This window comes from Nitratireductor aquibiodomus NL21 = JCM 21793 (genome assembly GCF_000615975.1).
Taxonomy (GTDB): Bacteria; Pseudomonadota; Alphaproteobacteria; order Rhizobiales; family Rhizobiaceae; genus Nitratireductor; species Nitratireductor aquibiodomus.
Map to the genome: position 1 here is coordinate 54,489 of NZ_BAMP01000013.1, position 13,634 is coordinate 68,122.

General features: G+C 62.3%; 11 protein-coding genes and 1 pseudogene. 9 read left to right on the forward strand and 3 right to left on the reverse strand.

The window, feature by feature from the left end:
- The first annotated feature begins 5 nt into the window (after window positions 1-5).
- The 3 genes from JCM21793_RS30105 to JCM21793_RS05925 are packed head-to-tail and all read left to right on the forward strand — an operon-like array spanning window position 6 to window position 3,054.
- Window positions 6-650, forward strand: a complete 645-nt coding sequence (locus JCM21793_RS30105; RefSeq protein ID WP_244439676.1) for a PIG-L family deacetylase — start codon at window positions 6-8, stop codon at window positions 648-650.
- Window positions 575-2,170 carry a hypothetical protein gene (locus JCM21793_RS24420; RefSeq protein ID WP_244439674.1) on the forward strand — a complete coding sequence of 532 codons (1,596 nt, stop codon included), beginning with the start codon at window positions 575-577 and terminating at the stop codon, window positions 2,168-2,170. The genes JCM21793_RS30105 and JCM21793_RS24420 overlap by 76 nt, the downstream gene beginning before the upstream one ends.
- A complete protein-coding gene (locus tag JCM21793_RS05925) occupies window positions 2,167-3,054 on the forward strand; it encodes a DMT family transporter (protein ID WP_007006785.1) in 888 nt (295 codons plus the stop codon). The genes JCM21793_RS24420 and JCM21793_RS05925 overlap by 4 nt, the downstream gene beginning before the upstream one ends.
- A gap of 14 nt (window positions 3,055-3,068) precedes the next feature.
- Here JCM21793_RS05925 and JCM21793_RS05930 read toward each other — a convergent pair whose 3' ends face one another.
- From JCM21793_RS05930 to JCM21793_RS05940, 3 genes are all read right to left on the reverse strand, one after another.
- Window positions 3,069-4,604, reverse strand: a complete 1,536-nt coding sequence (locus JCM21793_RS05930; protein WP_025029766.1) for a tripartite tricarboxylate transporter permease — start codon at window positions 4,602-4,604, stop codon at window positions 3,069-3,071.
- A 15-nt stretch (window positions 4,605-4,619) separates the two neighbouring features.
- A complete protein-coding gene (locus tag JCM21793_RS05935) occupies window positions 4,620-5,051 on the reverse strand; it encodes a tripartite tricarboxylate transporter TctB family protein (RefSeq protein ID WP_007006783.1) in 432 nt (143 codons plus the stop codon).
- 82 nt (window positions 5,052-5,133) lie between these two features.
- Entirely contained in the window at window positions 5,134-6,108 is a 975-nt protein-coding gene (locus JCM21793_RS05940) for a Bug family tripartite tricarboxylate transporter substrate binding protein (RefSeq protein ID WP_007006782.1), read from the reverse strand.
- A 168-nt stretch (window positions 6,109-6,276) separates the two neighbouring features.
- Here JCM21793_RS05940 and JCM21793_RS05945 point away from each other — a divergent pair, with 168 nt between their 5' ends.
- The 6 genes and pseudogenes from JCM21793_RS05945 to JCM21793_RS05970 form a co-directional block, all read left to right on the forward strand.
- Window positions 6,277-6,954: a response regulator transcription factor gene (locus JCM21793_RS05945; RefSeq protein WP_025029767.1), complete on the forward strand. Its 678-nt coding sequence runs from the start codon at window positions 6,277-6,279 to the stop codon at window positions 6,952-6,954.
- A complete protein-coding gene (locus tag JCM21793_RS05950; protein WP_025029768.1) occupies window positions 6,954-8,363 on the forward strand; it encodes a sensor histidine kinase in 1,410 nt (469 codons plus the stop codon). Before JCM21793_RS05945 ends, JCM21793_RS05950 begins: the two co-directional genes overlap by 1 nt.
- The gene (locus JCM21793_RS05955; protein WP_025029769.1) at window positions 8,360-9,442 is read left to right on the forward strand and encodes an ABC transporter substrate-binding protein; all 1,083 of its coding nucleotides are present in this window, start codon (window positions 8,360-8,362) and stop codon (window positions 9,440-9,442) included. The genes JCM21793_RS05950 and JCM21793_RS05955 overlap by 4 nt, the downstream gene beginning before the upstream one ends.
- Before the next feature lie 73 nt (window positions 9,443-9,515).
- Window positions 9,516-10,916: a sigma-54-dependent transcriptional regulator gene (locus JCM21793_RS05960; RefSeq protein ID WP_025029770.1), complete on the forward strand. Its 1,401-nt coding sequence runs from the start codon at window positions 9,516-9,518 to the stop codon at window positions 10,914-10,916.
- A complete protein-coding gene (locus JCM21793_RS05965; RefSeq protein ID WP_025029771.1) occupies window positions 10,909-12,927 on the forward strand; it encodes a sensor histidine kinase in 2,019 nt (672 codons plus the stop codon). The genes JCM21793_RS05960 and JCM21793_RS05965 overlap by 8 nt, the downstream gene beginning before the upstream one ends.
- 366 nt (window positions 12,928-13,293) lie before the next feature.
- A pseudogene (locus JCM21793_RS05970) lies at window positions 13,294-13,634 on the forward strand (MFS transporter); the annotation flags it as partial.

Here is a 13,634-nt window from a genome sequence, read left to right on the forward strand (position 1 = left end):
TATGCCTGCGCCAATCGCGGCGAGGGCGGGCAGAACGCCATCGGCTCCGAGGTGACGCACGATCTGGCGTCGTGCGCACGGCGGAAATGGAGCGCGCGGCCGATGTGCTCAAGCTCAATCTCTACTGGCTCTCCGAAACGCCCGATGACACGATCTTCGACTTCGGTTTCTCAAAGAGCGGTACCGAGACGCTTGAGAAGTGGGGCCGTGAGAGAGCGCTCAAACGCTTTGTCGAGATCATCCGTACCGAACGTCCGGACATCATCTGCCCCACATTTCTGGACATACCGGGCCAGCATGGTCACCACCGCGCCATGACGGGGCTCGCCCATGAGGTGATGAGCGCTGCCGCCGATCCGACATTCCCGGATGTGGATCTGCCTGTCTGGCAGGTGAAGAAGCTCTATCTTCCGGCATGGTCGGGGGCGGGAGACAATTACGATGACGATCTGCCGCCGCCCAATGCAACCCTGACCGTAAAGGCAAGCGGAGAAGACCCGGTGACGGGCTGGAGCTGGGCGCAGATCGGTGAACAGTCGCGCGCCTTCCATCTGACGCAGGGCATGGGCGCTGGGTGCCTTATGGCGAGCCGAACGACTGGCCGCTGCATCTGGTGCGGTCCGAGGTGGACGGGCCCGACAACGAACTGACCGACGGGCTGCCGGCGACGCTCGCCGATCTGGCAGAATTTGCCGGTGCACCTGAAATCGCCGACCATCTCGAAATGGCGCAATCGGCCTGCGAGGCTGCATTTGCGGCGTTCCCGGATATGAACAGGGTGGCGCTTCAGGCGGCTATGGCACTCAAGGCAGTCCGCGCCGCCCGCGATGCCTGTCCGGACAGGGCGCGCGGCGAGGTGCACCATCGCCTTGCCGCCAAGGAAATCCAGCTTTCACACGTCATGCGCATTGCCAGTGGCGTTTCGGTACGCGCAACGCTTGAACGTGATGTTCTGCGTCCGGGCGAAGAGGTTGCCCTGTCTATCGAAACGACGGGTCCAGTGGCCGAGGTCACACCCGTTCTGCCGGAGGGCTGGCGGCATTCGGATGGTGTTGTCCATGTTCCGGCGGGTGCACAAAGCACGGTTTGTTATCCGGCGGTTTACCGTCCCGGTGTCGCCCGCCTGCCAGCCATACGTGTCGGCGTGACCGTCGGCGGGGTTTCGTCAGAAACGCTTCTGCCGCTGGAGCGGGCGCCTGTCGTGCTTCCTGCGCGGTCGGCCACACTGTCTCCCGACCGCGCATTGATCAACGCGGCGGCTGAAACGCGCCAGATCGATCTGCGCATCTCGGACGTTTTCCCGCATTCCGGGCAGGCCGCGCTGGCACTGCCCTCCGGCTGGAGCGCAGAACCGGTAGCCGGTGGCCTTCGCGTGGAGGCACCGCAGGATGTTGCATCGGGTCTCTGCAGTCTTCCGTTGCAGATTGATGGCGCGCACGCCGAAACCGTGAACAGGATCGCTTATCCGCATATCGATGCGCGCGCGCGCACGTTTCCAGCGCAGCTGTCTGTGCGGGTTCTGGATGTGGCTTTACCGGATGTGCGGATCGGCTATATCGGTGGCGGCAATGACCGCGTTGGCCACTGGCTGCGTGCGCTGGGCCTGGATGTGACCGATCTCGCCGATAATGACCTGACGGCTGACAGCCTGAGAAGCGTCGACACGGTGGTGGTCGGCATCTTTGCGATGCGTGCGCGACCGGCGCTGAAGGACGCCATGCCGCAGGTGAAGGCCTGGGTGGAGGCCGGTGGCAATCTGGTCACGCTTTATCATCGACCGTGGGACGACTGGGACCCGGAGAAGGTGCCGCCGCGCCGGCTGGAGATCGGCAAACCGTCGCTGCGCTGGCGCGTGACCGACGAGAACGCGGAGGTGACCCATCTTGTGCCCAGCCATCCGCTGCTCAACACGCCAAACCGCATCACGGATGAGGACTGGAAGGGCTGGCACAAGGAGCGCGGGCTTTATTTTGCCAAGAGCTGGGACGAGGCCTATGAGCCGCTTCTCTCCATGGCCGATCCCGACGAGGCGGCGCATGAGGGCGCGCTTCTTTCGGCCCGCATCGGCAAGGGGCGGCACACGCATGTGGCGCTCATCCTGCACCATCAGATGGAGAAGCTTGTGCCGGGCGCGTTCCGCCTGATGGCGAACCTCGTGGCCAGGCCGTGAGCGCAGGAGCAACCGCAAAGGACAATCTGCGCGCCGGCGCATGGCTTCTGGCGGATATGAGCCTCAACATCTGGGCCATATCCATCGTCAAGGCGCTGGGCGCTGGCTATCCGCCGTGGCAGCTCGTCTTCCTGCGCGCGCTGGTCGGGTTCTGCCTGATTTTGCCGTGGCTCGCGCGTCAGCCCGCCGTGCTGGCGCGGATCGACCGGGTGCCACTGCATGTGTTCCGTGTGATTCTTTCGGCGGTGGCGCTGACGGGCGGGTTTTACGCGGTCGCGCATCTGCCGCTCGCGCTCTACATGACGATGAATTTCACGCGGCCGGTGGTTCTTGTTGCGCTCTCGGCTCTGATCCTGCGCGAAGCTGTTTCCGGTTCGCGCTGGCTGGCGGCAGGGCTGGGCCTCGTGGGCGCGTTCATTGCCGCAAATCCGGGCAATGTGCCGTGGACGCCGGCCCTTCTGGCCGCACTCGCTGCCGTTCTGGCCGGAACCGGCGCCATCATCGTCACAAGACAGCTCAAGGGAACGCCACCGGTCGTCATGATGCTGTTCTATACGGGTGGGCTTGCGCTGATCACCGCGTGGCCGGCGCTCTCGGGCTGGCAGCCGGTCGCTGCGGGGCACTGGCCGTTTCTTCTTGCGGTGGGCGTTTTTTCGCAGGCCGCACAGTTCTGTTTCCTGCGCGCCCACTGGCTGGGCGATGCCGGTTTTCTCGGGCCGCTTGGCTATTCAAGCCTCATTCTTTCCGGGCTTGTCGGCTACGTCTTCTTCGGTGAAATACCCAGCCTCAACACGGTGATCGGCGCGGCCATCATCGTTCTTGCAACGGGGTTCCTGACATTGAGAACGGCGCGGCTCAGGAGCCACGCCGCCTCAGGCAGTTGATCTGAAAGCGCCGGTCAGTCGGGATCGGCGCCTTCCGCGATGGGTTCATCGGCGATTTTTGGCCGGAAGTAACGGCCGACGATGAGCGGCAGGACAAAGCCGACAATGGCAAAGGTCCAGAGGCCGATGGCCAGCCACGAGTTGAACAGCATCGTCCAGTCGCCATCATGAATGGTCATGGCGCGGCGCAGATTCTTCTCCATCTGATCGCCCAGCAACACGCCGAGAATGATTGGCACCAGCGGTACGTCGAGCTTTCGCAGGACCCAGCCCATCACACCGAAGATGACCATCACCACTAGATCGAAGGTGGATCCTGAAATGCCGTAGATGCCGACGAAAGAAATCATCGCCACGGCAGGCATCAGATAGCGTGTCGGGATCAGGAGAACCCGCACGAACAGCGAGACCAGCGGCAGGTTCATCGCCAGAAGCATGATGTTGCCGATGAAGAGCGCGGCGATCAGGCCCCAGACCACATCCGGGTTTTGCTGGAAGAGCAGGGGGCCGGGCGTAATGTTGAGCGCAAGCAGCATGGCGAGCAGCACGGCCGTTGTGCCGGAGCCGGGAACGCCAAGCGCCAGCATCGGCACCAGTGCGCCGCCAGCCGCCGAATTGTTTCCGGCTTCCGGTGCTGCCACGCCGCGCGGGTCGCCCTTTCCGAACGTGCCGTTGCGGTCGGAGATGCGCTTTTCGAACGTGTAGGAGATGAAGGAGCCGAGCGAGGCACCGGCTCCCGGCAGCACGCCTGCAATGAAGCCGAAGATCGTCGAGCGGCCCATGGCGGGGATCGTCTCGCGCACCATCTTCCATGGCGGCACGATGCGGCCCACCTTCACGGCCTTGTCGCCGGCACCGCTTCCCGCCCGGTGTTCCAGGAAGATGAAAACCTCCGAGAGTGCGAAGAGGCCAACGATGGCGACCAGAAAATCGATACCATCGTAAAGATGCACTTCACCGAACGAGAAGCGCGGAACGCCCGTCTGGCCATCGACGCCGATGGTGGCGATGCCCAGTCCGAGAACGGCGGCGAGTGCCGCTTTTGCCTGGTTTCGGCTCGCAATGCCGCCAAGTGTGGCAAAGGCCAGCACGAACAGCGCGAAATACTCGGCCGGTCCGAACAGCAGCGCGACCTTGACGAGCTGCGGTGCCAGGAAGACCAGCCCCCAGGTGGCGAAGAAGGCGCCGACAAACGAGGCGAGACCGGAAATGGCAAGCGCTTCGCCGGCCTTGCCGGCCTTCGCCATCGGGTGCCCGTCGAGCGTTGTCATGAGGGCCGGTTCGTCGCCTGGAATGTTAAGCAGGATTGACGAGATACGGCCGCCATACATGGCGCCGTAATAGACGCTGGTCAGAAGGATGAGCGCTGGCGTGGCCGGCAGGCCAAGTGTGAAGGCGAGCGGTATGAGGATCGCAACGCCGTTTGAAGGGCCGAGACCCGGCAGAGCACCGATGATGGTGCCGAGAAAGCACCCGATCAGAGCCAGAAAAAGGTTCTGCCAGGTGAGCGCGACGGCAAATCCGTCTGCGAGTGAAGCAAGTGTGTCCATGAAGGGCCTCCCGTCTCAGAAGCCCCAGGGGCCGCGTGCCAGCGACAGCCCCAGGACGAGATGGAAAATGACATAGATGCCGACGGCAATCATCACGCCGGCGGTGAAGGCGGCTACCGGATGGGAGCCCAGGCGCCAGGAGAGATAGCTCGCCGCAACAGCGGTGCAGGCGACGAAGCCGTATTCTTTGAGAAACAGCGCATAGGCGACCATCACCGCGGTGGCCATGCCGATCTCGAAAAGACGTGAGAAAGTGGGCCATTCGGGCTCGGTGTCCGGCTTGAGGACGATGATCACGCTGGAAATCGCCAGCACTGTGCCGATCATGAATGGAAAGGCCTTTGGTCCGAACGGATCGGAAATGAAGCTCAGCTCGATCTGCGTTGCCTGCCACATATAGAAGGCGGCGAGAAGGAAGCCGAAGACCCCGAAGATACGGTCGCTCATGACGGACGCGCTCCCCTATTGTTCTTGATACAATTCGGGCCTGCGGGATGTCCCGGCAGGCCCGAGTGAGTTCTGTCGCGTGTTACTTCACGATGCCGATCTGCTTCGACAGATCGGTGATGGAAGCGATGGATTCCTTCACGAAGGCCTGAAACTCCTCACCCTGCAGGTTGAGCGGGGCGAGGCCGTTCTGTGCCATGACTTCCTTCCACTCGTCGGATGCATAGACCTTGCTGACGGCATCGACCCAGTAGGCGTAGGCGTCATCCGACATGTCGCCGGGCGCGTAGAAGCCGCGCCAGTTGGCGCCGATCACGTCGATGCCCTGCTCCTTTGCCGTCGGGAAGGACGCGAAATCGCCTTCGAGGCGTTCCGGCGCGAGAACGGCAATCACCTTGATATCGCCGGAATCGACGAAGCCCTTGGCCTCCGAAGCATCACCCGTGAAGGCCTGCACGGAACCGGCCAGAAGCTGCGTCACAGCCTCGCCGCCACCGTCGAAGGCAACGTATTTCACCTGACGAACATCCTCGATGCCGGCCTTGGACGCAGCGATAAGAACCTTGAGGTGATCCCAGCCGCCAACGGCGGAACCGCCCGCGACCGATACCGCAGAGGGATCAGCCTTGATCTTGTCCATCAGTTCAGGAAGCGTGTTGATCGGCGAATCCTTGGCAACCGCGATCACGCCGTAGTCCGCACCGACCGAACCCACCCAGCGCACCTGGTCCATGGTGTTGCCGGGGAAGGCGCCCTGTGCGAGGCGTGTGGCTGTGGCCGAAGAGGCGGCGACGATCAGGTTGTTCTCGGCATTGCGCTTGCCGACCACTTCAGCAAAGGCAACGCCGCCGCCACCGCCGGCAACGTTGGAAACCTGCATCGTGCCGGGCACAAGCTTCAGATCCTGAAGTGTCTTGCCGACCTGGCGGCAGGTGAAATCCCAGCCGCCTCCGGGATTGGCGGGGGCGATGCACTCAGTGTTGTTCGGTTCGAACGCGAACGCCGACAGGCTGGATGCGAGCGTGAAGACGGCCGCGAGGCCGAGCAGCTTTTTCATCGATTTTCTCCTCCTTGAGTGATTCCACCGAGACATGGCGAAATCGTCCTCAAACTTTTCAATACCGCCGCCCTCCCATTGGCCGGAACGGTATGACACGAGATTGTTCTCATGACGAATGAGAGCCTATAGGGTAAGCCTGTCAACAAGCTGTCATTGTCTGGAAAAATGCATTTCTTGATTGTCGAAGATACGCGCGATGTCGCTGAGGCCATAGAACGGCGGCTTGAGAAGGCCGGCCATGTGAGCGATCGCGCTGAAACGCTTGAGGACGCGGAGCATTTCGTTGCCATGGCGCGCCACGATCTGATCGTGCTCGACATCAACCTTCCGGACGGGTCGGGGATTGCGTTCCTCAAAAAGCTACGGGCAGCGGGAAACCGCGTGCCGGTGCTTGTGCTGACGGCCAGGCTTGCCGTGAATGACAAGATCGATGCGCTTGATCTGGGCGCCGACGACTACATGATCAAACCATTCGATCTGGGCGAGCTTGAAGCGCGCATTCGCGCGATCATCCGCCGGCGCAGCGGTGATGCCGACCGCACACTGGCCGTGGGGAAGCTGACCTTCGACATGGCCGCCCGCCGGGTCCTGATCGATGGAGAACCCTGCGAACTGACGCGAAGAGAGCAGACACTTCTGGAGATCTTTCTCACCAACCGCGATCGGGTGCTTGAGAAAGAAGACCTGCTGACACGGCTCTTCGGCCATGACGAAGAACGCAATCCAAATGCGGTCGAGCTCTATGTCGGGCGCCTGCGGCGCAAGATCGAGGGATCGGGCCTGGAAATCCGGACTTTGCGCGGGCTCGGCTATCAGGCGGTTACGATGGGGCCGGGGACCTGATGGCGCATCCCGTGCGTCAGGCCGTGCCCGGTCGCAGCCTGTCGATCGCCTATCGCCTGACGATCTCGCTCACCCTGGTGCTCACGCTGGCTGTCGGCGCCACCATCTATGCGGCCTATGGCTATGGACGGCAGGCGGCCAATGAAGCGTTCGACCGACTGCTTCAGGGGGCCGCGCTGCAGATTGCGGAGCGCATCTTCGTCATCGAGGGCGAGGTGCGCGTCGACATACCGGTTTCGGCGTTTGAACTCCTGTCGCTCGCCAAGGATGAGCGTGTGTTCTACCGCGTTGCGCAGCCCGACGGGGCGACCCTTACGGGTTACGAGGACTTTCCGATGCCCGAGGCGGACACGATCCCTGAGGGCGGTTTTGCCTATGAGGTGGATTTCGGCGGCGAGCGGGTGCGCGCGCTTGCCATGTTGCGCAGGCTTGCCGAACGCGCGGTGAGCGGCGACATATACATCGTTGTCGCCCACACGACCGGAAGCCGCGAGCAGCTGGCCCGCAGCATGGCCACGCAGGCGGTTGCGGTCATCGCCGGCGCCGGTTTTGCCATCCTTATCCTGGCGCTGCTTGCAATGCGCTATGCCATGCGGCCGCTGGAACGCATTCAGACGGCGATTCTCGAGCGGGACCCGCTCGATCTCTCGCCCTTTTCCATGCATGCGCCCGACGAGGTGTCGGCGCTGGTGGCCTCCATCAACCGGTTCATGGGTCGTCTCGACCGGCGTGTGCGTGCCATGCAGGATTATGTTGCCGATTCCGCCCATCAGATACGCACCTCCATCACCGCCCTGAGGGCGCATAGCGAACTTGCGCTGGATGAAGACGACCCGCAGCGGCTGAAAGCGCTGCACCGCCGCATTCGCAGCCGCGCCATCGGTCTGAACCGCCTGACGGACCAGCTCCTGAGCCATGCGCTCGTGACGCATCGCGCCGACACCGCCCGCCTCGAGCCACTCGATCTCCGGCGCATCGCTGTCGGCGCGGAACGCGATTTCGTTCAGATCGTGGGTGGCCGAAAACCGCGCATACGGCTCGACCTGCCGGAAGAGCCCGTCATGGTGCATGGAGATGCGTTCAGCCTGCGTGAGGCGGTCAAGAACCTGTTGAACAACGCTCATGCGCATGGAAAACCGCCCATTGATCTGGTGGTCGCATTGAGCGACGACCGTGCACACATCGCGGTTACCGATCAGGGTGAGGGGCTGCCCGCCAGCGATCCCGCGGATATCGGCCGCCGTTTCGCAATCAATCCCAACAAGCCGGAAAGCGCCGGGCTGGGGCTCGCAATCGTGCGGGAGGTGGCGGAGTTCCACCATGGGCGCATCATGCTGGGTCGCGATGCAGGAGGCTTTACCATCAGCCTCCATCTGCCGCTCGCACAGGAAGGAGCGGAAGCGCCATGAGACGCCTGATTGCCGGCCTTTTTCTGCTTCTCATCTCGTTCGCGCCGGCGGCGGGCATGGCTGAAGACACACTGTTTGAAGCGACCGGCGAGGGGAGCGAGACCCTTGTTATCGGCAGCGTGACGGATCTGGTCTTCATAGAGCCGCTGATCCGTGAATTTCAGCGCGCGAATCCCTCGACAGCGGTCGTCTATCGTCAGATGACCAGTCTCGATCTCTATGCGGCTGTCGCGGAGGCCTGCGAAGCCGGGACATTCTTCGCCGATACGGTGATTTCATCAGCCATTCCCGAACAGGTGCGCCTCGTCAACGATGGCTGCTCGGAGCCGTTCCGTTTCAGTCTGCCCCCGGATCTGCCGGACTGGGCGTCCTGGCGCAACGAGCTTGTCGGTTTGACCTTCGAGCCCGCCGTCATCGTCTATGACAGGCAGGGATTGAGACCCGGGGAAGTGCCCCGCAACCGTTTCGAACTGGTTGACCTTCTGCGCCAGACGGAGCGCTTTCGCGGCCGCATCGGCACCTACGATATCGAGAGCTCGGGCGTCGGATACATCTTCGCATTCGAGGATGCCGCGCAGGCTTCCACATGGGGGCGGTTGCTGGAAAGCCTTGGGCAGAATCAGGCAAAACTTTTCTGCTGCAGTTCCGAGGTGATCGACGGTGTGCGGACCGGGCGTCTGGTGCTCGGCTACAACGTTCTGGGCTCCTATGCCCTTGCCCGACAGGAAGAGGACCCGCGGATCGGCATCATCTTTCCGTCCGACTATACGCTCGCCCTGTCGCGCGCTGCGTTCGTCTCGCGTCACGCGCGCAACAAGCGTGCTGCCAACGCGCTGATCGCACTTGCACTGACCGATACCGGACAACGGCTTCTCTCCGGACCGTCACGTTTGTTTTCATCGCTCAACGGTCCCGAAATGCTCAATCTCATCGACACCGGGTCCGGACCGACAGCGGGAGAGGCTGCATTCCGGCCCATAGCGCTTTCTCCAGCACTTCTGGTTGGCCTTGATCAGGCCAAGCGCCGGGCGTTTCTGGACCAGTGGCGCAAATCCTTCCAGGCAGGCGGCGGAGAGTAGGCGGGACCCTATTTGCTTTCCTAAGGAGCTTGGCTAATCATGCGGCTCAACACCGGAGGGGGATCGGGAGGATATGGCAAGCGGACAGGCTGCAAGAGCGCCACGCAACATGGCGGCGGACCCGGAATTCGGCCCATGGCTGGCACAGGCCTCCATCCTCGTGATCGATGACGAGCCGGGCATGAGGAATTTTCTCATGCGTACACTCGGCCCCCGCTGCAAGCGTCTCGACGAGGCCGCCGACACCGAAGAGGCATCGCGCAAGCTCGACACCAACCATTATGACGTGGTGATTCTCGACAACATCATGCCGGGCAAGAATGGTGTCGACTGGCTTGCCGAGCAGCGCGCCATCGGTTTTTTCTCCAATGCCATTCTCATGACGGCCTATGCGGATCTGGAGACCGCCATCCAGGCATTGCGTGCCGGCGCGGTGGATTTCATTCTGAAGCCATTCCGCTCCAACCAGCTTTTGAACGCCGTGGCGCGCTGTCTCGATCAGATGCGCCTCCAGCGCGAAAACTATGTCCTGCGCTACGAACTGAAATCCACCTCCGATCACGTTCTGCTGCGCGACAAGCTGATCGGCGGCTCCAAAGCGATCAGCGATGTGCGGGAGACGATTGCACGCGTTGCACCGCTGCCGACGTCGGTGCTTCTGACTGGCCAGTCGGGCACGGGCAAGGAAGTCGCCGCGCGTTCGCTTCATTCGCTCTCGGACCGGGCGGACAAACCCTTCGTCCCCGTCAACTGCGCCGCCATTCCGCCGGACATGATCGAAACCGAGCTTTTCGGTCATCTCAAGGGTGCGTTCACCGGCGCGGACACGGCCCGCGAAGGTCTTTTCATGCATGCTCAGGGCGGAACGCTGTTTCTCGACGAAATCGGCGAGTTGCCGCCGGCCACGCAGAGCAAGCTTTTGCGCGTGCTTGAGGATCGCCGGATCAGGCCGGTGGGCTCGGAGCGCGAAATCCCTGTCGATCTGCGCTTCGTCTTCGCCACCAATGCCGAACTCGAAAGACTCGTCGAAGCCGGTCAGTTTCGCGCCGATCTGTTCTTCCGCATCAACGTCATGCAGATCCACCTGCCGCCGCTCAAGGATCGTGGCCAGGACGTGCAGGAACTCGCCGACCTGTTCATGGCCAAGCTGTCGCAGCAACTGGGAACGCCGAAAGTATCCATTGGGGCAGATGCACGATCGGCACTTGCGGCCTATTCCTGGCCCGGAAATGTGCGCGAACTGCGCAATCTTGTCGAACGCACGCTGATTCTGGGCCGGTTCCCAGACGACTTTGGCGGCGGGGTTCGTACAATGCAGCAAAGCGGAACCGGTGGCGAGAGCCTTGCCGATATCGAACGCCGGCACATACTGGCCGTTCTCGACCGGCTGGCCGGCGACCGTGAGGCTGCCGCGCGCCAGCTTGGTGTTTCCCGCAAGACAATCGACCGCAAATGCGCGGCCTGGAATGTCTGACCGATTAGACCCGGACCGGCGCAGGGGGCAGGGGCGCTCGGTTCGTTTTCGCCTGCTTGTGATCGCTCTTTTGCCCACACTTGTGATCCTGCCCCTGCTTCTTGGCATGGCGGTCTATCGGTGGAATGCAAAGTTCGACGCGGCCTTGATCTCCAAGGTCAATGGCGATCTGACGATCGCGCATCAGTATTTCGCGCGGCTTCTGGAAAACACCGGTGAACGCATCACGGCCCTTGGCGGCTCGGCGAGGTTCCGCGATATCGTGGAGGCCGGAGGCGGCGGCCTGGAAGCGCTCCTGGAAGAACATCGCCGCGCGCTCGATCTCGATTTTCTGTATCTAATCCCGACGAATGGCAGGGTCGTAACATCCGCTCCGGAGCTTGCCGGCGCTCCGCGGTCTGACTGGCCGATCATCGAAAGGGCGCTTTCAGGAGAGGCGTCTACGGGGATCGATATCTTTTCGGGCGAGGAACTGACCGCAATCGCGCCCGCACTCGCCGCGCGTGCCCGGCTGGAACTGGTGCCAACGCCCAATGCTGTGCCGACCGACCGGGCGGCCGAAACGCGCGGCATGGTCGTTCATTCGGCAACGCCGGTGCGTCTTGCCGATGGCAGCCCGGCCGCCCTTGTCGGCGGCAATCTCCTGAACCGCAATCTCGTTTTCATCGACACGATCAATGATCTCGTCTACCGCGAAGCGAGCCTGCCGGAGGGAAGCCAGGGAACGGCAACACTGTTCCTCGACGATGTGCGCATCAGCACCAATGTACGGCTCTTTGAGGGGCGCAGGGCCCTTGGCACACGCGTTTCGAGCATCGTCCGCTCGGCAGTGCTCGGTCAGGGGCGCGTCTGGCTCGACAGCGCTTTTGTCGTCAATGACTGGTACATCTCCGCCTATGAGCCGATCACCGACAGCTACGGCAGGCGCGTCGGCATGCTCTATGTCGGCTTTCTGGAAGCGCCCTTCACGGAAACGAAGTACACGACGCTGCTGACGATCGCCATCGCCTTCCTGGCGATCACCGCGCTGAGTGTTCCGCTGTTCCTGCGCTGGGCCCGCTCGATCTTCAAGCCGTTGGAGCGCATGGCCGGCACGATCTCGGAGGTCGAAGGCGGGGACCTGGGCGCACGCACGGGCATTCACGGCGTCGATGACGAAATCGGCCGGGTGGCACAGCATCTCGACCTGCTTCTTGAGCAGCTGCAGGAACGCGACAGGCAATTGCGCGCCTGGAACGAGGAGTTGAATGCCCGGGTGGAGGAGCGCACGCGCGAGCTGCGGCTTGCAAACCGGCAGCTTGAGGCCACGACCCGTCAGCTCATCGTGTCCGAAAAACTCGCTGCGATTGGCGAGATTACGGCTGGCGTTGCCCATGAAATCAACAATCCAATCGCCGTCATGCAGGGCAATCTTGAAGTGGTGCGTCAGGTGATGGGGGATCGCGCGGATGAGGCGCGGACGGAATTTCGCCTGCTCGATGAACAGATCCACCGGATCAGCCAGATCGTCACCAAGCTGCTTCAGTTTGCCAAGCCGGAGGAATATGCGGGCTTTCTGGAGCGTCACGCCCCGACGGATGTGATTTCCGACACGTTGCCACTGGTGCAGCACCTTCTCAACAAGGCAGAAATCGCGGTCATGCGTGAAGATCGAGCGACCCGCCTTGTGTTGATGAACCGCACGGAACTCCAGCAGGTTCTCGTCAACCTGATCGTCAACGCCGTCCATGCGATGCCTGACGGAGGCTCTCTCTCGCTCGCCACCCGCGATGAAGAACTGGAAGGAGAGAAAGGGCTCGTCATTGCGGTTTCGGATACGGGCGTCGGCATGACGGCTGAAATGCTCGACAGGGCGTTCGATCCGTTTTTCACCACAAAGCGACAGGAGGGAACCGGGCTCGGTCTCTCAATCAGCCAGACGCTGATCAGCCGTCAGGGCGGCAAGATCTCGGTCGAGAGCAGACCGGGCGAGGGGACCTGTTTCACGATCTGGTTGCCGGAGGCGCGCTAGATCGTCATGTGTCTGGATGGACGCATGACGATCCACGCGATTGATGGAGCATCGGAGTAGCCCGAAAACCGGATTCCACTTTTCGGTGCGATGCTCGAAGCGTTTCGGACAAAATGTCCGACCGCCTCGGACAAACTGTCCATTGAGCTGATCTGTCAGCCGATAAGCATCTGAAATCGTTCACAGCAATCATCTGGCACGGCCATTGCTTACCTCCAGACGAGGTAAGAGGAGGACGCTATCGATGACCGGGGCCCGACCCGGAAGCCACTGTCGCGGAGGGCGGCGGGTCGGCATCAATCGGGAACTTTCAAACGCGTAACCAGCAGGACGGCTGCCGGAAAACCCGGCAGGAGGAGGAGACTTATGTCCGCAGCAAGTGACACATTATCCGGCGCCCCCGCCGGCGGTATTCTGGACAGGGAGAGGATCATTGCCCAGCCGGGCTTCAACCGCTGGCTTGTTCCGCCGGCGGCCCTGGCGATCCATCTATGCATCGGCATGGCTTATGGTTTTAGCGTGTTCTGGCTGCCGCTGACCCAGGCCATCGGCATTTCCGAGCGCGTCGTCTGCGAGGACATGACGCTCATCAGCGCGCTTTTCACGACGAGCTGCGACTGGCGCGTTTCTGATCTGGGCTGGATCTACACGCTGTTTTTCGTGTTGCTCGGCTCGGCGGCGGCGATCTGGGGCGGCTGGCTTGAACG

What these genes read in the sequence shown, in the direction of transcription:
- JCM21793_RS05935 (WP_007006783.1), bottom strand. Translation starts at nt 5,051, where the DNA reads ATGAGCGACCGTATCTTCGGGGTCTTCGGCTTCCTTCTCGCCGCCTTC.
- JCM21793_RS05930 (WP_025029766.1), bottom strand. Translation starts at nt 4,604, where the DNA reads ATGGACACACTTGCTTCACTCGCAGACGGATTTGCCGTCGCGCTCACC.
- JCM21793_RS05945 (WP_025029767.1), top strand. Translation starts at nt 6,277, where the DNA reads ATGCATTTCTTGATTGTCGAAGATACGCGCGATGTCGCTGAGGCCATA.
- JCM21793_RS05955 (WP_025029769.1), top strand. Translation starts at nt 8,360, where the DNA reads ATGAGACGCCTGATTGCCGGCCTTTTTCTGCTTCTCATCTCGTTCGCG.
- JCM21793_RS05940 (WP_007006782.1), bottom strand. Translation starts at nt 6,108, where the DNA reads ATGAAAAAGCTGCTCGGCCTCGCGGCCGTCTTCACGCTCGCATCCAGC.
- JCM21793_RS05950 (WP_025029768.1), top strand. Translation starts at nt 6,954, where the DNA reads ATGGCGCATCCCGTGCGTCAGGCCGTGCCCGGTCGCAGCCTGTCGATC.
- JCM21793_RS05965 (WP_025029771.1), top strand. Translation starts at nt 10,909, where the DNA reads ATGTCTGACCGATTAGACCCGGACCGGCGCAGGGGGCAGGGGCGCTCG.
- JCM21793_RS05960 (WP_025029770.1), top strand. Translation starts at nt 9,516, where the DNA reads ATGGCAAGCGGACAGGCTGCAAGAGCGCCACGCAACATGGCGGCGGAC.